This window comes from Iodobacter arcticus, from assembly GCF_042664895.1.
GTDB classification, from domain to species: domain Bacteria; phylum Pseudomonadota; class Gammaproteobacteria; order Burkholderiales; family Chitinibacteraceae; genus Iodobacter; species Iodobacter arcticus.
Genome location: NZ_JBHTBQ010000006.1, coordinates 38374 through 57668 on the forward strand (window position 1 = coordinate 38374; position 19295 = coordinate 57668).

Annotated in this window: 20 protein-coding genes; 2 read left to right on the forward strand and 18 right to left on the reverse strand. The window is 49.1% G+C overall.

The window, feature by feature from the left end; translation table 11 throughout:
- Positions 1-117 precede the first annotated feature (117 nt).
- From ACFQNF_RS02965 to pyrE, 16 genes are all read right to left on the reverse strand, one after another.
- Entirely contained in the window at positions 118-543 is a 426-nt protein-coding gene (locus tag ACFQNF_RS02965; RefSeq protein ID WP_046353806.1) for a F0F1 ATP synthase subunit epsilon, read from the reverse strand.
- An 11-nt stretch (positions 544-554) separates the two neighbouring features.
- On the reverse strand, positions 555-1934 hold the full coding sequence (gene atpD, locus ACFQNF_RS02970) for a F0F1 ATP synthase subunit beta (protein WP_046353805.1): 1380 nt from the start codon (positions 1932-1934) through the stop codon (positions 555-557).
- Positions 1935-1975: 41 nt separating this feature from the next.
- Positions 1976-2845 carry a F0F1 ATP synthase subunit gamma gene (gene atpG / locus ACFQNF_RS02975; RefSeq protein WP_380185973.1) on the reverse strand — a complete coding sequence of 290 codons (870 nt, stop codon included), beginning with the start codon at positions 2843-2845 and terminating at the stop codon, positions 1976-1978.
- A 28-nt stretch (positions 2846-2873) separates the two neighbouring features.
- On the reverse strand, positions 2874-4415 hold the full coding sequence (atpA, locus tag ACFQNF_RS02980) for a F0F1 ATP synthase subunit alpha (protein ID WP_380185975.1): 1542 nt from the start codon (positions 4413-4415) through the stop codon (positions 2874-2876).
- Between the two features lie 8 nt (positions 4416-4423).
- Complete coding sequence (locus tag ACFQNF_RS02985; protein ID WP_380185976.1) at positions 4424-4960, reverse strand: F0F1 ATP synthase subunit delta; 537 nt, start codon at positions 4958-4960, stop codon at positions 4424-4426.
- A gap of 7 nt (positions 4961-4967) precedes the next feature.
- Positions 4968-5438 carry a F0F1 ATP synthase subunit B gene (locus ACFQNF_RS02990; protein ID WP_380185977.1) on the reverse strand — a complete coding sequence of 157 codons (471 nt, stop codon included), beginning with the start codon at positions 5436-5438 and terminating at the stop codon, positions 4968-4970.
- A 29-nt stretch (positions 5439-5467) separates the two neighbouring features.
- Complete coding sequence (atpE, locus tag ACFQNF_RS02995; RefSeq protein ID WP_046353800.1) at positions 5468-5755, reverse strand: F0F1 ATP synthase subunit C; 288 nt, start codon at positions 5753-5755, stop codon at positions 5468-5470.
- 87 nt (positions 5756-5842) lie between these two features.
- Positions 5843-6631 carry a F0F1 ATP synthase subunit A gene (atpB, locus tag ACFQNF_RS03000; protein WP_380185979.1) on the reverse strand — a complete coding sequence of 263 codons (789 nt, stop codon included), beginning with the start codon at positions 6629-6631 and terminating at the stop codon, positions 5843-5845.
- A gap of 1 nt (position 6632) precedes the next feature.
- A complete protein-coding gene (locus tag ACFQNF_RS03005) occupies positions 6633-7004 on the reverse strand; it encodes an ATP synthase subunit I (RefSeq protein WP_380185981.1) in 372 nt (123 codons plus the stop codon).
- 165 nt (positions 7005-7169) lie between these two features.
- Positions 7170-7991, reverse strand: coding sequence for a ParB/RepB/Spo0J family partition protein (locus tag ACFQNF_RS03010; RefSeq protein ID WP_380185983.1), 822 nt, complete (start codon positions 7989-7991; stop codon positions 7170-7172).
- Positions 7988-8779, reverse strand: a complete 792-nt coding sequence (locus ACFQNF_RS03015) for a ParA family protein (RefSeq protein WP_465262202.1) — start codon at positions 8777-8779, stop codon at positions 7988-7990. Before ACFQNF_RS03015 ends, ACFQNF_RS03010 begins: the two co-directional genes overlap by 4 nt.
- 121 nt (positions 8780-8900) lie before the next feature.
- Positions 8901-9557, reverse strand: a complete 657-nt coding sequence (gene rsmG, locus ACFQNF_RS03020; protein ID WP_380185986.1) for a 16S rRNA (guanine(527)-N(7))-methyltransferase RsmG — start codon at positions 9555-9557, stop codon at positions 8901-8903.
- The gene (gene mnmG, locus ACFQNF_RS03025; RefSeq protein ID WP_380185988.1) at positions 9554-11452 is read right to left on the reverse strand and encodes a tRNA uridine-5-carboxymethylaminomethyl(34) synthesis enzyme MnmG; all 1899 of its coding nucleotides are present in this window, start codon (positions 11450-11452) and stop codon (positions 9554-9556) included. The genes rsmG and mnmG overlap by 4 nt, the downstream gene beginning before the upstream one ends.
- Before the next feature lie 248 nt (positions 11453-11700).
- Positions 11701-12477: a polyphosphate--glucose phosphotransferase gene (gene ppgK / locus ACFQNF_RS03030; protein WP_380185990.1), complete on the reverse strand. Its 777-nt coding sequence runs from the start codon at positions 12475-12477 to the stop codon at positions 11701-11703.
- Positions 12478-12525: 48 nt separating this feature from the next.
- Positions 12526-13119: a DUF4124 domain-containing protein gene (locus tag ACFQNF_RS03035; RefSeq protein ID WP_380185992.1), complete on the reverse strand. Its 594-nt coding sequence runs from the start codon at positions 13117-13119 to the stop codon at positions 12526-12528.
- Positions 13120-13131: 12 nt separating this feature from the next.
- The gene (pyrE, locus tag ACFQNF_RS03040; protein ID WP_380185994.1) at positions 13132-13770 is read right to left on the reverse strand and encodes an orotate phosphoribosyltransferase; all 639 of its coding nucleotides are present in this window, start codon (positions 13768-13770) and stop codon (positions 13132-13134) included.
- A 67-nt stretch (positions 13771-13837) separates the two neighbouring features.
- Between pyrE and ACFQNF_RS03045 the strand changes: the two genes are divergently transcribed.
- Complete coding sequence (locus ACFQNF_RS03045) at positions 13838-14611, forward strand: exodeoxyribonuclease III (RefSeq protein ID WP_380185996.1); 774 nt, start codon at positions 13838-13840, stop codon at positions 14609-14611.
- 131 nt (positions 14612-14742) lie between these two features.
- On the opposite strand, the gene ACFQNF_RS03050 is transcribed toward ACFQNF_RS03045, so the two are convergent.
- Entirely contained in the window at positions 14743-15993 is a 1251-nt protein-coding gene (locus tag ACFQNF_RS03050) for an AmpG family muropeptide MFS transporter (protein WP_380185998.1), read from the reverse strand.
- 295 nt (positions 15994-16288) lie between these two features.
- On the opposite strand from ACFQNF_RS03050, the gene ACFQNF_RS03055 reads away from it, so the two are divergent.
- Complete coding sequence (locus tag ACFQNF_RS03055; protein ID WP_380185999.1) at positions 16289-18307, forward strand: FAD-dependent oxidoreductase; 2019 nt, start codon at positions 16289-16291, stop codon at positions 18305-18307.
- A gap of 72 nt (positions 18308-18379) precedes the next feature.
- Here ACFQNF_RS03055 and ACFQNF_RS03060 read toward each other — a convergent pair whose 3' ends face one another.
- Positions 18380-19276, reverse strand: coding sequence for a DMT family transporter (locus ACFQNF_RS03060; protein ID WP_380186001.1), 897 nt, complete (start codon positions 19274-19276; stop codon positions 18380-18382).
- Positions 19277-19295 lie beyond the last annotated feature (19 nt).

Below are 19295 nucleotides of genomic sequence, written 5' to 3' on the forward strand. Positions count from 1 at the left end.
TAAAACCCGCGAGCGATGCTGAAAAATACGCGGGTTGCACCCGCCCTACAAAATCACATTCTCCAGACGTAAAAAAGGCAGCCGAAGCTGCCTTTTTTATCACCACACTAAAGATTCTTAGTGACCACGCTTTTTGAGCTTGTCGATCACGGCAAGTTTTGCTACCGCTTCTACCAGCTCGGCCTGAGCCATCGCAAAGTCCATCGATGATCCGTGATTCTTGATTGATTCTTCGGCGCGGCGTTTGGCGTCTAGCGCCTTAGCTTCGTCGATATCTTTACCGCGAATGGCAGTATCTGCCAACACGGTAACGATATGAGGCTGCACTTCTAACATGCCGCCTGAAACATAAAGAATCACTTCTTCATCGCTATTGGCAACTTTGATGCGCACCGCTCCGGGCCTCACACGAGTGAGTAGTGGGGCATGGCGCGGCAGAATACCAATTTCACCTTTTTCGGCGGGTGCCGAGATAAACTCAGCCACGCCAGAGTAAATCAGTGCTTCTGCGCTTACCACGTCCACATGCATTGTCATTGCCATGGCACTAATCCTTATTGCATGGTCTTGGCTTTTTCAACCGCTTCTTCGATGCTGCCTACCATGTAGAAGGCTTGCTCTGGAAGATGGTCGTAATCGCCATTAAGAATGCCTTTGAAGCCCTTGAGGGTTTCTTTCAGTGGCACGTATTTGCCTGGAGAACCAGTAAACACTTCGGCCACATGGAAAGGCTGTGACAAGAAACGTTGGATCTTACGTGCGCGGGAAACCGACAATTTGTCTTCAGGAGACAATTCATCCATACCCAGAATCGCAATAATATCCTGCAGTTCTTTGTACTTTTGCAATGTTTGCTGCACACCACGCGCAACACCGTAATGCTCTTCACCCACAACTTGCGGGTCAAGCTGACGCGATGTTGAATCGAGTGGATCAACCGCTGGGTAGATACCCAGTGAGGCGATATCACGCGAAAGAACAACGGTTGCATCCAAGTGAGCAAATGTTGTTGCTGGCGATGGATCGGTCAAGTCATCCGCAGGCACGTAAACGGCCTGAATCGACGTGATCGAACCTGTCTTGGTCGAAGTAATACGCTCTTGCAAAGCACCCATTTCTTCGGCCAGAGTAGGTTGATAACCCACGGCAGAAGGCATACGGCCCAACAGAGCAGATACTTCAGTACCGGCCAGTGTGTAGCGGTAGATGTTATCTACGAAGAACAGAATGTCACGACCTTCATCACGGAAGTGCTCGGCCATAGTCAAACCTGTCAGCGCTACACGCAAACGGTTGCCTGGTGGCTCGTTCATCTGACCGTAAACCATCGCCACTTTATCAAGAACATTAGAGTCCTTCATTTCGTGGTAGAAGTCGTTCCCTTCACGGGTACGCTCACCTACACCAGCAAACACGGATAAACCAGCGTGTGCCTTAGCGATGTTGTTGATCAGTTCCATCATGTTAACGGTCTTACCCACACCCGCACCGCCGAACAAACCAACCTTACCGCCCTTAGCAAACGGGCACATCAAGTCAATAACCTTGATACCTGTTTCTAACAGATCGATAGATTGGCTAAGTTCGTCGAACTTAGGTGCAAGTTGGTGAATCGAGCGCTTATGCTCGCTCTTCACTTCACCGGCTTCATCAATTGGGTTACCGAGCACATCCATGATGCGGCCCAGTGTAGCGTTACCAACCGGCACCGTAATCGGTGCGCCAGTACCGCTTACCAACATGCCGCGCTTCAGGCCGTCAGTACTACCCATTGCAATCGCGCGTACTACGCCGTCGCCGAGCTGTTGTTGTACTTCCAGCGTCAGGTTGACTGCGTCGAGCGTGATCGCGTCATACACCTTGGGCAGGCTGTCACGTGGGAATTCCACGTCGACGACCGGGCCAATGATTTGTACGATTTTACCTTGGCTCATCGTTATTCCTAATCCCAGTTATTCATTGTGCATCAGGGCCATTACACCGCTGCCGCGCCAGAAACGATTTCGGAGAGTTCCTTCGTAATCGCTGCTTGACGGGTTTTGTTGTAAAGGAGCTGTAGATCGCCGATCACATTGTCTGCGTTATCAGTCGCCGCTTTCATCGCCACCATACGGGCCGCTTGCTCAGAAGAAATGTTTTCCGCTACGGCTTGGTAAACCAATGCCTCAATGTAACGGCTCATTAATTCGTCGATCACAGTCTTCGCATCTGGCTCAAACAGGTATTCCCAGTTGTAGCCTTTTTTAGGCTCGCCAAATGCATTGTCTGATAGCGGCAACAGCTGCTCCATCACTGGCTCTTGCTTCATGGTATTCACGAAGCGAGTGTAAACGAGGTGAACTTCGTCTACTTCACCAGCAATAAAGGCGTCGATCATTACTTTGATCGGGCCAATCAGCTGCTCAAGGTGCGGGGTATCGCCGAGTCCGTGCGCAGAGGACAAAACCTTTGCGCCGTAACGGTTCATAAACCCAATACCTTTGTTACCGATCGCGGTGACAGAGGTTTCTACGCCGTTTTGATGCCATTCCTTCATACGGTTCACGGCCAGACGCAGGGAGTTGGTGTTTAAACCACCACACAGCCCCTTGTCTGAAGTAATCGTAATCAGGCCCACACGCTTAACAACGTCGCGCTTTTGCAAATAAGGATGCGTGTAATCAACAAAGGCAGCGCTCAGGTGGGCAGCTACATTACGGATTTTTTCACCGTAAGGGCGTGCCGCTCGCATGCGTTCCTGAGCCTTGCGCATTTTTGATGTCGCAACCATTTCCATAGCACGGGTGATCTTTTGCGTATTTTTTACGCTCTTGATCTTGGTCCGAATTTCTTTACCGCTTGCCATGATTTGATCCTTGTCTCAACGTATCAAATCAATACGCGGCGCTGGCCTTGAAGGCTTCCACGGCTTTAACGATCACTTTTTCGTCATCAGAAGCTAGGTCACCCTTGTCTTCGATACGAGCCAGCACATCTGCATGGTTAGTCTTCAATTCAGCCAAGAATGCAGCTTCAAACGCCAAGGCTTTTTCAACTTTGATGTCATCAAACACACCTTTGTTGATTAGCAATAACGTAATGGCCAATTCAGAAACTTTCAGCGGACTGTATTGGCCCTGCTTCATCAGCTCTGTAACCATTTTGCCGCGCTCAAGCTGCTTACGTGTTGCTTCGTCCAGATCAGACGCGAACTGCGCAAACGCAGCCAATTCACGATACTGAGCCAAAGCCAAACGTACACCACCACCGAGCTTCTTAATAACCTTGGTCTGCGCTGCACCACCTACGCGAGAAACCGAGATACCAGCGTTCATTGCTGGGCGAATACCCGCGTTGAACAAGTCAGTTTCCAAGAAAATCTGACCGTCAGTAATCGAAATCACGTTAGTTGGAACGAATGCAGATACGTCACCAGCTTGGGTTTCAATAATAGGAAGAGCGGTTAAAGAACCGGTCTTGCCTTTTACTGCACCCTTAGTCAGTTTTTCTACTTCTGCTTCGTTGATGCGGGAAGCACGTTCCAGCAGACGCGAGTGCAGGTAGAACACATCGCCCGGATACGCTTCACGGCCCGGAGGACGGCGCAGTAATAGGGAAATTTGACGGTAAGCTACAGCTTGCTTAGACAAATCGTCATAAACGATCAAAGCATCTTCGCCGCGGTCGCGGAAGTATTCGCCCATCGTGCAACCGGAGTATGCAGCGATGTATTGCAGAGCAGCAGCTTCAGAAGCAGCAGCAGCAACCACAATGGTGTGACCCATCGCGCCGTGCTCTTCTAATTTGCGCACTACGTTAGCGATCGAAGAAGCTTTTTGGCCAATCGCAACATAAATACATGTCACGCCATTGCCTTTCTGGTTGATGATCGCGTCTAGAGCAACGGCAGTTTTACCGGTCTGACGGTCACCAATGATCAGCTCGCGCTGACCACGACCAACTGGCACCATCGTATCAATAGACTTGATACCGGTTTGCAGTGGTTGCGACACAGATTGGCGGGAAATAACGCCTGGCGCAATTCTTTCGATTGGTGCAGATTCTGTTGTACCCAATGGGCCTTTACCGTCGATAGGCTGGCCAAGAGAGTTAACAACACGACCAATCAATTCACGACCTACTGGAACTTCCAGAATACGGCCGGTACATTTGACTTCGTCGCCTTCTTGAATGTGCTTGTAATCACCAAGCACAACGGCACCAACAGAATCACGCTCTAAGTTGAGCGCAAGACCGAAGGTATTACCCGGGAATTCCAGCATTTCGCCCTGCATAGCCTCTGACAGGCCGTGCACACGAACGATACCGTCTGTTACGGAAACAACTGTACCTGTGGTACGCGTTTCTGCTGCAGTCGATAAATTCTGGATCCGAGCTTTAATCAGTTCACTGATTTCGGACGGATTAAGTTGCATGATTTCTCCTAACTCTTCAGGCTCGAGGCGAGAGCGGTTAGCTTGCCGCGGACAGATGCGTCTACGACCAGATCACCTACCGTCACCTTCACGCCCCCGATGAGTTCCGGGTTAACGCTGACTTGGGCCGTGACCTTGCGGTGCAGCTGTTGGGATAAAGCTGCTGATAATTCAGCAACCTGGGTATCGGTCAAAGCAAAAGCGGATTCGATGCTGGCTTCAACTTCACCAGCGTCCGCTGCTTTGTACTCTTCAAATAGCTCAGCCATTGCCGGTAAGGCAGTGAAGCGACTATTTTCAAGTAAAGCATCGATGAAGTTTTGTACTTCAGCGCTTTGCTGACCACCCAATAATCCAAGCAACAGCTCCTTAACCTGAGCCACGGAAAACTTTGGATTAGCTACTACTTCTAGCGCCAACTCGTTGCCTGCAATCAGGGCGAGTTGAGCCAGCACATCCGACCATAGTGGGAGTGTGCTGGTTTCTTTGGCTAGACGAAAGATAGCTACGGCGTAGGGTCTTGCGACGGTAATGAGTTCTGCCATGACGCTCTTACAGTTCCGCTTTGATGGATGCTAACAACTCGGCATGGGCATTTGCGTCAACTTCGCGGCGCAGAATTTGTTCAGTACCTTGTAGCACCAAACCTGCAACCTGTTGACGCAAGGCTTCTTTTACCTGTTGAATTTGCTGGTCAATTTCCGCTTGAGCGCCGGCAACAAGGCGTTCGCCCTCTGCCTTTGCATGGCCCTTGGCTTCTTCAACCAATTGCGCGCTACGCTTTTCAGCTTGCGCAATGATCTCGGCCGCGTGCTGCTTTGCTTCGCGAAGCTTGTCAGCCGCTGCTTTCTCGGCCAAATCAAGATCTTGCTTGGCACGATCAGCAGAGGCTAAACCGTCGGCGATGCGCTTAGCACGCTCGTCCATAATCTGGGTCAGCGGAGGCCACACGAATTTCATCGTGAAGATGACCAAGATCGCAAAAGTGATCATTTGGCCAAAAAGCGACAGATTAATATCCACGCTGATGTCCTCCTAAAAGACGGGCTAGATTACTGAGCAACGGCATTCAGCAGAGGAGTCAGGAACGGGTTGTTGAAGGTGTAAAGCATAGCAACACCAACGCCGATCATCGAGATAGCATCTAACAGACCAGCGATAATGAACAGCTTAGTTTGCAGAACTGGGATCATTTCTGGCTGACGAGCAGCAGACTCTAAGAACTTACCACCAAGCAGAGCAAAACCAAGTGCAGTGCCGATAGCAGCTAAACCGATGATGATCGCGGCGGCGATTACAGTCATGCCTTGAACGCTAGCAATTACTTCTGGTGCAACCATTTCTAATATCTCCAAGAGGAAGGTTGGGTAAAACAAGGGGAAAGCAAAACACTTACACCGGCCAGCCGAAGCTGGCCGAAGGTAGTTTTAGTGATCTTCAACCGCAAGGCTGAGATAAACAATCGTCAACATCATAAATACGAAGGCTTGCAGGGTCACAACCAGGATGTGGAAAATCGCCCACGGTGCACCCAACATCCACTGCGCCCAGAATGGCAGCAGCGCGATCAGAATAAAGATCAGCTCACCAGCATACATATTGCCGAAAAGTCGAAGAGCAAGTGAAATTGGCTTTGCAACAAGCTCTACCAATTGGAAAGCCAAATTGACTGGAGCCAAAATAAGCTTCATCAAAAAGCCTTCTGCATGAAATGGAGCGGTCAGTAACTCTTTAAACCAACCCACTAAACCTTTAGCTTTTATCGAAAAACCAATAATCATCAGCAATACAGATAATGACATCGCAAAAGTCTGGTTTACGTCGGCGGTAGGCACAACACGCAAATAGTTAATACCAAACACATGCTGACCAATCCAAGGCAAAAGATCGACTGGCAAGAAATCCATGGCATTCATTAAGAACACCCAGCAGAAAATGGTCAGGCTAAATGGGCCGATCACTTTTGATTTGCCGTGAAATGCATCTTTGATCTGGGTATCCACCATCTCAACGATCATTTCTACAAAGTTTTGCAAAGGACCTGGCACGCCTGAGGTGGCCTTACGTGCGGCAAATGCAAAGATGCCAACAAAAAGGAAACCCAAAACTAGAGAAACCCAGAAGGTATCCAAGTGAAAACCATTGGCTGCCTGATTAAAAGACAAATGGTGTTGGATATACTCGGTGGCGTTTGCTGGTGCGTGGTGTTCAGTCATTTTATTTTTTGCCGTCAAATTTTATCAAAAGCCCAAACCAAAAGGCACTGGTGGTGGCGAGATAACCCACAAACGTCCATGGCCAATCTGCCTTTCGGTACAAAATGAACAACGCCGCAAAAGCGACGAGTGTACAAACCAACTTGCACATCTCCGCAGCAAAGTGCTGCTTGAGAAGTACCGCTGGCGGAGCGAATTCAACGCGATATGCAATGGCTGCGTATAAAACACTGCCCATCACCGCAATAAATCCGCCCAGTAAACTTGAAATTGCCGGATTTTGTCCCAAGATCAAGAAGAGGAGGAGAGCCGTACTGATGGCGATTCCAATCTTTAGTCGGATGATGCCCCGAACTTGTGCTTTCCCGACCATTGCTTCACCACTAGGGAAAAACCCCGCGATTATACTGACCTGATTTGTGTTGCGTCAATTTTACCTATTGATCTTTTAAGTAAAATTTACTTGTCATTCAATTAAAGCGCGAGTATTTGAAGCATTAGCTGTCGCCAAACTGAGCTTATTCTAGCCTTGGCTGTGTTACATCTTGCTAAGCAAGCCATCCAATTGTTCTGAGCTGTTGTATTCAATCGTAATTCGGCCACTTCCCTGCTTTCCAGGCTTAATCGACACCTTAGCCCCTACCCTATTGGATAGCTCAGCCGCTAATTGGGAAAAATGTGGATCAGGTTGTGGTTTTGGCTTCTCTGGTGCGGTTTCTTGTTGTTTTTTCACCAAAGCTTCGGTTTCTCTCACCGATAAGCCTTTCAAAATCACCATTCGTGCAGTGTCTAATTGCAGTAAATCATCCAAAGGCAGCAAGGCGCGAGCATGCCCCATACTGAGCTGATCGGCCATTAGCATCTTCCGCAGTGGCTCGGACAAGCTTAATAGCCTTAATAAGTTTGAAACACTGGCTCTAGATTTACCCACCGCCAATGCCGCTGCCTCATGCGTCATGCCAAATTCTTCAACTAAACGCGATATACCCAGCGCTTCTTCTAGCGGATTTAAATTTTCCCGCTGAATATTCTCGATCAAGGCCATGGCCAAAGCCGCTTCATCGGCAATTTCGCGCACCAAGGCAGGGATTTCTACCAAGCCCGCTTTAATCGACGCACGCCAGCGGCGCTCACCCGCAATAATTTCGTATTTATCCAACCCAATCGGCCGAACCAGCACAGGCTGCATTAAGCCCTGAGCCTGAATCGATGCAGTAAGCTCTTCTAAAGCCGTTTCATCCATTTGTAAGCGGGGTTGATATTTACCCGGCTGCAAAGAATGAATCGGCAAATTTTGTAAAGAATCCTGACTATCTCCCATCAAGGCGTCTAAACCGCGTCCAAGTCCTTTCATTTTCATGCTGTGGGAGTCTCTTCTAGCAGGTTGTGACGGGCCAGCAACTCTTCAGCAAGTTGAAGATACGCCAGTGCGCCTTTGGAGTTTTTGTCGTAGGACAAGATTGGGCGGCCATAGGATGGTGCTTCGGCCAAGCGAATATTACGCGGTATGACAGTGTGGTACAGTTTACTGGTGTAATGTTTAATTAATTGATCTGACACTTGTTGTGCAAGGGTAGAACGTGGATCAAACATGGTGCGCAGCAGTCCTTCGATCTCGATATGACGATTCATCGACTGTTTTACCCGTTTAAGCGTATTCACCAAGTCAGATAAACCCTCCAGCGCGTAATATTCACACTGCATCGGGATGAGTACTGCATCTGCCGCCACCAAGCCATTGAGCGTTAACAAGGTCAGCGCAGGCGGGCAATCTAAAATAATGTAATCGTATTGATCTGCAACTAAAGCTAAAGCATTTTTAAGGCGCGACTCTCTGTGCTCTTGATTCACCAGCTCAACTTCGGCCCCCGCCAAATTGCGATTGGCCGGCAAGACATCAATCCCTGCGGATTCTGAGCGCTGGATAATTTCTTGAATCGGCGTTGCACCCAGCAAAAGGTTGTAAACCGAGCTAGCTAACTTAGCCTTATCGATCCCCACGCCCATCGTGGCATTGCCCTGCGGGTCCAGATCAACCAGCAGCACTTTTCTGCCAAGATGCGCCAGACTTGCAGACAAATTAACAGCCGTAGTCGTTTTGCCTACGCCGCCTTTTTGATTGGCAATTGCCAGAATTTTCATTGTTATACCTTTACGAAGTACATAAGTTATTCACGTAGGGTGTGCAAATGCTGCACACCGAAATATGGAGCGCAACGACTACATCGTTGTACACCCTACGAAACGACGTAAAAGATGCACGGGCCTGTTAAGCCTTAACCACATGCACTAAATGGCGCTCTGCATCGATTCCAGGCACTTTCAAATGATCCACAGCGGTTACTTTTACGGTTGCTGGCAGGTGTGCGATTTCTTCAAAAGGATAAACGCCTTTCAAAGCAGCCCACTCCCCTTCTGGTGCCAGCAAGTGCTGGGTCAGTTTTACAAACTCGGCTAGCTCAGCAAAAGCACGAGAAGTAATAATCTGGAACGGCGCTTCTGGCTTGTACAGCTCAACGCGTTCAGTCAGTACAGTCACATTGGTGAGTTTTAGCTCCGCAATCACCTGACGCAAAAACGTGGTTTTCTTGTGATTTGAGTCGAGCAAAAATAATTGCCAATCTGGCCGTGCAATCGCCAATGGAATACCTGGCGTACCAAACCCCGAGCCCACATCCAAAATGCGAATTTTTTCATTTGCTTGGCCTTTGAAATGAGGCAAGGGAGCAAGTGAATCCAAAAGATGATGCGAAACCATGCGTTCTGGTTCACGAATGGCGGTCAGGCTATAGGTTTTATTCCACTTAGCAATCAGCGCGGTATACGCCAGCAAGCTCACTGCTTGCGCTGTGGATAAGTCTAATTTAAGTTCAGCGAGGCCTGCGGCCAGTTCGGCGAAGAGGGAATCAGGAGTAGATACAGTCATTCAGTAACCTTTCTAGCATCAAGCATTTGCTTTTTCTTTAAATGAACCAGCATTAAAGCGATGGCCGCTGGAGTAATACCGGAAATTCTAGACACTTGCCCCATGGTTTCTGGCTTATGTTTAATCAGCTTTTGCTGCACTTCCTTAGATAAGCCCGATACATCGGTGAAATCCAGATCTGCTGGCAGCAGGAATTCTTCCAGATTATCGCGATTAGCCACTTCAGATTGTTGCCGCTCGATATAACCCTGATATTTCAGTTGAATCTCTACCTGCTCTGCCACCAGTGGGTCTTCCACGGCCGGTTTGGCGATTTCCATCGACATCAGGCTATCGTAAGAGACTTGCGGGCGGCGCAGTAAATCGGCCAGCGTATATTCACGCTCAATCGCTTTACCCAGCACACGCTCAGCGTCGCTTACCGCAAGAATACGTGGATTTACCCATGTCGTGCGCAAGCGTTCCAATTCTAAATCAATTGCATCGCGTTTTTTGCAGAAGGCTTCCCACTGCGCATCACCAATTAAGCCCAACTCACGGCCCATTTCAGTCAGACGTAAATCGGCATTATCTTCGCGCAATTGCAGGCGGTATTCGGCGCGGCTGGTAAACATGCGGTAAGGCTCGGTTACGCCATTGGTCACCAGATCATCGGCCAACACGCCTAAATAAGCTTCATTACGTTTTGGTGTCCAAGCGTCTTTTTCACGCACATATAGGCCTGCGTTTAAGCCTGCCAAAAGACCCTGCGCGGCGGCTTCTTCGTAACCTGTTGTGCCATTAATTTGCCCGGCAAAGAATAAACCGGCAATGCTTTTAGTTTCAAAGCTGGCTTTTAAATTACGCGGATCGTAGTAATCGTATTCGATGGCATAGCCCGGACGCAGAATATGCGCGTTTTCCATACCGGCAATCGAGCGCACGGCGGCCAGCTGAATATCAAATGGCAAGCTGGTCGAAATACCATTTGGATAATATTCGTGGGTATCTAAGCCTTCAGGCTCTAAGAAAATCTGGTGGCTGTCTTTGTCGGCAAAGCGATTAATTTTGTCTTCAATACTTGGGCAATAGCGTGGGCCAACGCCTTCAATTTTGCCGGTAAACATTGGGCTGCGATCAAAACCGCTGCGAATAATCTCGTGCGTTTTAAGATTGGTGTGCGCCATCCAGCAAGGCAATTGCTTTGGGTGCATGCCCACATTACCGCGCACCGAAAACACCGGCTCGGGCGTATCGCCGTATTGGGCTTCTAGTACCGAGAAATCAATCGATCGGCCATCAATGCGTGGCGGTGTACCCGTTTTTAAACGGCCAACGGGTAAATTTAAATCGCGTAAACGTGCAGCGAGTGTTACCGAAGCAGGGTCACCCGCACGGCCACCGACGTGGTTTTCTAGGCCAACGTGAATTTTGCCAGAAAGGAAAGTACCGGCAGTCAGCACCACCGCACCCGCTTCAAAACGAATGCCGATTTGGGTAATGACACCCGTGACGCGATCGCCATCTAAAGTCAGATCATCCACAGCCTGCTGGAATAAATCCAGATTCGGCTGGTTTTCCAACATATGACGAACCGCTGCTTTATAGCGAATACGGTCGGCCTGCGCACGCGTGGCGCGAACCGCAGGGCCTTTACTGGAGTTCAGCGTTTTAAACTGAATGCCGCCAAAATCGGTCGCCAGCGCCATTGCGCCGCCTAAAGCATCCACTTCTTTGACCAAATGCCCCTTGCCAATCCCACCTATCGACGGGTTGCAGGACATCTGCCCAAGGGTTTCAATATTGTGCGTCAGCAGCAGGGTTTTGTTTCCCATGCGGGCGGCCGCCAACGCAGCCTCAGTCCCGGCGTGGCCGCCGCCGACAACAATCACGTCGTATCGAGTAGGATAAAGCATAGCGTTGAGCATCCAGCAAGCAAAGGGGCAAGATTTTACGCCGTATCTGCCTTGACGACTATCACGGCGCGATAAAATGCGAACGCCCCGATTTTACGGGGCGTTTCACGTGGAACATAGACAACCCTAAAATCTACAAACACAGCAGGCCCGAAACGCCATCATAGAAACGAGTTAAAAGCTTTATTCATGCCATTTTTTCGCAAGCCGAGGTATTTAGCGTTCGGCATCGCGCCAGTAATCAACCACTACAACACACCAAACTCGCGAGCCGCTTCTAATGCCGCTCCCACAATCCCTGCATCATTTTTAAGCTCGGCAGGCACAACAGGGAAACGCAAACCCGTTAACTCTGGAATGAATTTATCGTGTTTCTTGCTAATTCCGCCACCAATAATCAATAAATCTGGCGATAGTAATAGTTGCAAATGCAAAATGTATTCATTTAAGCGTTGGGTGTATTCTTTCCACTTTAAATCTAAATCGTCTTTTATTTTTCCAGAACAATATTTCTCAGCAATTTCATCATTTTTAAAAATCAAATGACCCAACTCGGTGTTGCTAATCAGCTTACCATCCACAATTAGCGCACTGCCAATCCCTGTGCCCAAAGTAATCATCAGCACTTTGCCCGCTTTACCTTTAGCCGCACCAAATACACCCTCAGCTAAGCCCGCTGCATCCGCATCATTAATCAGCTTTAAAGGTAAGCCTGTTACTTGCGCCAAAATATCTTGCGCTGGCGCATTCAACCATGAAGCATCCACATTGGCAGCAGACAAGGTAACGCCATTATGCACAATTGCGGGAAAGGTACAGCCAATCGGTCCTTGCCAGTTAAATTGCTCAACCAACTGCTTAACCACCGCCCCCACTGCTTCTGGCGTGGCGGGTTGTGGTGTATCGATGCGCACCCGCTCACAAAGCAATTCGCCTGTTTCCACATTGACTGGCGCACCTTTAATCCCTGTGCCACCAATATCAATACCTAGAACAATCTTTGCAGATGCCGCTTGCTCAATCATTGTTATTCCATTCGTTAATTTATTTAAAAATTATTTTTATATAAAATCTTATTTTGAAATAGCAGATTTCAGCTCTAACAAACGCTTTTTATCTTCTTCTGCTCTGCGTTTTACATTGTCTATATCATCATTCTTTGTTTTATTATCTGTATCGATATCGACAATCTCTTTATTGATCGCTGCTAACTCTGCTTCTAAATCAGGCGGAATTGATCTTTTTGATTTTTTCATACGAGCGAGTTGTGTTTCTAAACGCGTTTTACGCTGAGATGCTGCTTGCATACGCATAGAATTAGCAATCGTGGCCGATTGAATCATGCCTATCCGTCTATCCCGGATAAGATCAATTTCTTCAGGACGGGAAAAAGACTGCAATAGAGCGCGATCTCTGCGCTGCTGCTCTTTTTGCAGCGCTTGCTCATTTTGAATTTTTTCTTTCTCTTCCTTGCTCAGTACCGGCACTGGCGTGGCCTTCACCATTCCTGATTTATTAAGTTCAGATACACCACTTGTTGGCGCCGTCATTGGCGGCTTATCACTGTATTGCACACGACCCGTTTCATCCACCCAGCGATAAAGCTTGGCAAATGCAGGGGCCGTCAACAAGGCCAATAGTAAAAAAGTAAACAGACCACGCAGCATCAAGTAAGCCTTTTAGATTCCGTACTGATTACGGTAAGCGCTGACTTTAGCCAGCTTCTCATCCATACCATTTTGGGCGCTTAAATAGCCCAACAAATCATCCAGTGACGCAATAGGAATCACCGGAATGCCAAACTGTTGTTCTACTTCTTGCACTGCTGACAAGGCACCTTGGCCGCGCTCCATACGATCAAGCGCAATCAAAACACCCGCTGGCTCTGCTCCCGTAGCACGAATCATATTTACAGACTCACGCACCGATGTGCCCGCAGAAATCACATCGTCAATAATCATAACCCGGCCTTTAAGCGGCGCGCCCACTAAAACACCGCCTTCACCATGATCTTTAGCTTCTTTGCGATTAAATACAAAGGGCACATTCCGCCCCTGCGCAGCCAAAGCCACGGCCGTCGCCGATGCCAGCACAATTCCTTTATAGGCTGGCCCGAATAACACATCAAACTCAACGCCCGATGCTTGTACCGCCTGTGCATAAAATTGCGCTAAAGCGCCTACGGATGCGCCATCGCTAAATAAACCCGCATTGAAAAAGTACGGCGATTGACGGCCAGCCTTAGTGATAAAATCACCAAAACACAGCACATTTTGCTCTACAGCAAAAGAAATAAAGTCGCGACGAAAATCACTCATGCTGCATTTTCCTGTTTTATTGATCTCAATAAAGCGAAGCATAACATTTCTTACAAAAGGACACCGAATGCGCATTATCAGTGCTAATTTAAACGGCATTCGCTCAGCTGCAAATAAGGGCTTTTTTGAATGGCTGGCAAAACAAGACGCCGATGTGGTGGCCTTGCAAGAACTTAAAGCACAAGAAGCTGATCTTTCCCAGCAAATGAAAGAGCCTGCGGGGCTAAAAGGCTTTTTTCATTACGCGGAAAAAAAAGGCTATAGCGGTGTAGGCCTCTATTGCTTGCGCGAGCCAGATCGGGTGATTACCGGTCTTGGTATTGCAGATATCGATTTTGAAGGCCGTTATTTGCAAGCCGATTTTGGCAATCTTTCGGTCATTTCACTTTATTTGCCATCGGGCTCTTCATCGGAAGAGCGCCAGCAAGTGAAGTTTTCCTTTTTAGAACGCTTTCGCCCACACCTAGAGCAACTCGCCGCCAGCGGCCGCGAAGTGGTTCTGCTTGGCGACTGGAATATCGCTCACAACGAAATTGATCTAAAAAACTGGAAAGGCAATCTGAAGAACTCAGGCTTCTTGCCGGAAGAACGCAGCTGGCTGGGTAAATTATTTAGCGAGCTGAGCTTTGTGGATGTCTGGCGCAAACTTTACCCGGAAATCCCAGGTTACACATGGTGGAGCAACCGTGGCCAAGCTTATGCCAAAGACGTAGGCTGGCGCATCGATTACCACATCACCACACCTGGCATAGCTGCAACGGCGCAGAGTGCTTCCGTTTATAAAGACGAAAAATTCTCCGACCACGCGCCGCTGATTGTGGATTACGACTACCAGCCTTAAGAATTCGGCCACCCACATAAAAACCTAAGATCTGTAGACACAGAGAACACAGAGTTTAAAAGCAGAACACAGAGCTAGAAACGCTTATGCTTTTTCTCTGTGTACTCCGTGTTCTCCTTTAACATCTGTATCTACAGACTTTTTTCTCTCTTTGCTTCGCTGTTCCACGGTGCTACTTTAAATAGCAGCAGCATGCCCGGGATCGCCAGCGCGGTGCAGAGGAAGAAGAAGTTAATCCAGCCCATTTGCTCTACCAACCATCCCGTGCTGGCATTAATAAAGGTGCGGGGCACTGCTGCCAGACTGGTAAACAAGGCGAACTGAGTTGCGGTATAGCGCGCATCAGTCGTTCTGGCGATGTAAGCCGTAAATGCGGCGGTTCCCAGCCCAACGCCCAAGGCTTCAAATGCAATAACGGTCGCCAAAGCAACTTTATCTGCACCCATTGTCGCCAGCCATGCAAAACCTAAAATCGAAACAACCTGTACCACACCAAACAACCACAGCGCACGATTGATGCCCAGCTTTAACATCCACACGCCGCCCACAATGCCGCCAAATACCGCAGGCCATAGCCCCGCATTTTTAGCAATCACGCCGATTTCTGTTTTACTAAAGCCCAGCTCTAAATAAAACGGCGTAGCCAAGGCCGTAGCCATGCTGTCGCCTAATTTATATAGAAAGATAAAGGCCAAAATCCACAGGGCATTACGCCAGCCGTGGCGGGTCATAAATTCATGAAAAGGCTCAATCACCGCTTCACGCAATGTTTTAGGCGGGCGAACTAATTGCGGCTCGCTCACCAATAGCGTCATCACAATACCGGGCAGCATAAACAAGCCGGTAATCATAAACACCTGCGCCCACGGCAGATGATCGGCCAAGATCAAAGAAAACGCACCGGGAATCAGGCTGGCAATGCGATAAGCATTCACGTGCACTGACGTACCCAAGCCCAATTCTTCATCGCTAAGAATTTCGCGGCGATAAGCATCCAGCACAATATCTTGGCTGGCGCTAAAGAAAGCCAAGGCGGTGGCAAGATAGGCAATCGACCATATATCTAACTTGGGATTAAATAATCCTAATGAGCCGATTAAAAACAGCAAGGCGACTTGTGTGAGTAGCATCCAGCCGCGCCGCCTGCCTAAGCCCGGCAAAGCATAGCGATCTAATAAGGGAGCCCAGATAAATTTCCAGGTAAAAGGGAATTGAATTAGTGCAAAAAAACCAATTGCTTTTAAATTAACACCTTCGCTTTTTAACCACGCAGGGACTAAGTTAAGCAGGATATACAGCGGCAGACCCGAGGCAAATCCGGTAAACACACAGATCAGCATGCGCCGGGAAAACAAGAGCGATTTCCAGTGAGTAGTAGTCATAGTATCAGGCGGTAAAATGGAGGCATTACCTTACCTTAAAATCAACATTTCAAGACCATAGCTGAGACGATTATTCAAAAATACACAGGCTATTTTTACCAAAACGGTAAGCAAACACGCCATATCCTGCGCTCTGCTGGTAAACCCCAATAGGACAAGCTAGAGAAATCAAGCTAAGGTTAATTAAAACAATCGTTTGGAAACGCCGCAATTTCAATCTAAACGCAGCTATTTAGCACCAAAAAAGAAAAATCAGCTTGATCTCTAATTAATACAATTGCTGGGAAACGCACCGATGTCGACCTATACGCAGCTATTAAGCCCCCTTGATCTGGGCTTTACCACCCTTAAAAATCGCGTTCTGATGGGATCTATGCACACTGGGCTTGAAGAAGCCCCCGATGGCCCGGAACGCATGGCCGCCTTTTATGCCGAACGTGCAAAAGGCGGAGTGGGCTTGATCGTTACTGGCGGCATCGCACCCAATGCAGCAGGTCGTATTTATGAAGACGCCGCCATGCTGGCCGATGAAAGCGATATCCCCCGCCATCTGCCCATTACCCAAGCCGTGCACGATGCGGGCGGCAAAATTTGTTTGCAAATTTTGCACGCGGGCCGCTACGCCTATCACACTGCTAGTGTGGCCCCGTCGGCCATTGCTTCGCCAATTACGCCGTTTACGCCGCATGCTTTAAGCGTGGAAGAAATCGCCAGCACCATCGCTGATTTTGCCAATACCGCTAAATTGGCACAGACCGCGGGTTACGATGGCGTGGAAATCATGGGCTCGGAAGGCTATCTGATTAACCAATTCCTTTGCAGCCATGTCAATCAGCGTGATGACGAATGGGGTGGGGACGCCACCCGCCGCCAGCGCATCGCAGTTGAAATCAGCAAAGCCGTCCGCGCTGCAGTTGGTCCCAACTTTATTGTGATTTTCCGCCTGTCTTTACTCGATTTAGTTCAAGACGGTGGCACGCTGCCCGAAGCGATTATCCTTGCCCAAGCACTTGAAGCCGCTGGCGTCACCCTAATTAACACCGGCATCGGCTGGCACGAAGCACGTATTCCAACCATCGCCGCAGCCGTACCTCGTGGTGGCTTTAGCTGGGTCACGCGCAAATTAAAAGACCATGTGTCCATTCCGCTGATCGCGGTAAACCGTATCAATACCCCGGAAATTGCCGAGCATATTTTAGCCAGTGGCGATGCAGATATGGTGTCTTTAGCCCGCCCGCTATTGGCCGACCCTGATTTTGTCAATAAAGCCGCGAACCAAGCCGCCAATCTGATCAACACCTGTATCGCCTGTAACCAAGCTTGCCTCGACCATGTGTTTGAAGGCAAACCCGCCTCTTGCTTAGTTAATCCTCGCGCCTGCCGCGAAACTGAATTCCCGATTGCAGCCAAAACACAGCAAGCCAAACGCATCGCCGTGATTGGCGCTGGCCCAGCCGGATTATCTTGCGCTACTGCGGCCGCCAGCCGAGGCCACAAGGTCACGCTGTTTGAAGCAAGCGCTGCCATTGGTGGCCAATTTGGTATTGCCCAGCGTATCCCCGGCAAAGAAGAATTCACCGAAACGCTGCGCTACTACCGCAATCAGCTCGATTACCTTGGCGTAAAGATAAAGCTCAATCACTTTGCGAGTGCTTCCGAGCTAGCCGGTGAATTTGATGAAATCGTGATTGCCAGCGGTGTTAAACCGCGCGTGCCTGATATTGATGGTGTCAATCACCCTAGCGTGGTTTCCTACCCAGCCCTGCTGCGCGGCGAAGTCAAACCAGGCAAAAAAATTGCGATTATTGGTGCTGGCGGCATTGGCGTGGATACGGCGGTATTCCTGTCCGAAACCCATAGCGATCTCAGCCCCACAGACAACTTTATCCGCGACTGGGGTATTGATGCCAGCATGAGCAGCGCAGGCAGCTTAGCCAAACCCGCCATGCAGCCTAGCGGTCGTGAGATCTGGCTATTAAAACGCAGCAAAGGCAAACCTGGCAGCGGCCCCGGCAAAACCACCGGTTGGGTGCACCGCGCCACCTTGCAATTGCGTGGGGTCAACCTGCTCGGCTCGGTTGAATACCTGAAAATCGACGATGCGGGCCTGCATATCAAGCAGAATAATGAAGAGATCTGCCTTGAAGTCGATCAAATCGTGCTCTGCGCTGGGCAAGAATCCGTCACAACGCTTTGGGATGAACTCAACGCTGCCGGTGCACCCGTTCACCGCATTGGCGGAGCGCTACTTGCCGGTGAAGTAGACGCCAAACGCGCCATTGCCGAAGGCTTTAATTTAGCGATGGGGTTTTAAGCTTTTAAAACCCTTCAAACATAAAAAAACCATCGCCCTCAAGCGATGGTTTTTTTATGAATTCAAACCACATCACGCTTGCGCTTTTTTCGCCCACAAAGCCCGTGGTGAAAACCCCGTTGCCAACGCCGTACCCAATAAAACCAAAGCCGCGCCGACAAAGGTATTGCTGCTGACACTTTCACCCAAGAACAACACGCCCCATAAAATACCAAATACGGGGATTAAAAAAGTAACCGTCAACGTGGAGGCTGGGCCGATATCCTGAATCAGGCGAAAATAAATTAAAAACGCCCACCCTGTACACAGCACACCCAAACCCAACACAGCGACAGCAACAACCGGGCTAATGGCCATGGTGTGCGGAGCCGGTATCCATAATAAAAACGGCAGTAAAACCAGCGTTGCAGCCCACATGCTGCCGTGTGCCATATCAAATGATGCAATGCCCCTCACCTTCATACGCGTATACACACTAGCAAGGCCATAGCAAAACGTTGCCGCCAGCGATGCCAGAATCGCCATACCCGCCCCCGGCTTAGTACTCACCTTATCCAGCCCCACTAAGAGGGCAACACCAGCAATGCCCAGCAACAAACCCGCCAGCCCCTTAAAACTAGGCTTCTGCCGCATAAATATCATCGTCAGCAGCATTCCCCATATCGGCGCAGTGGCATTCATAATCGACATCAGCGATGCGGTGAGTGCTTTTGCAGCTAAGGCATAAAAAACAAAAGGAATGGCACCATTGAGCACTCCCAGCACCAAAAGCTCAGCTTTATGTGCTTTCCAATCAAATTTACGCCGTGTAAACAAGGCTACAGCCGATAAAAATACGGCAGCCACGCCCACCCTGAATGTAATTAACCATGCTGGCTCCATACTGGCAACAGAAAGGCGTAAAAACAAAAATGAAGCCCCCCAGAGGGCAGCTAAAACAATCAGGCGCAGGGCACTGGCTACAGACATTTTTAATCCAGATTAAAAA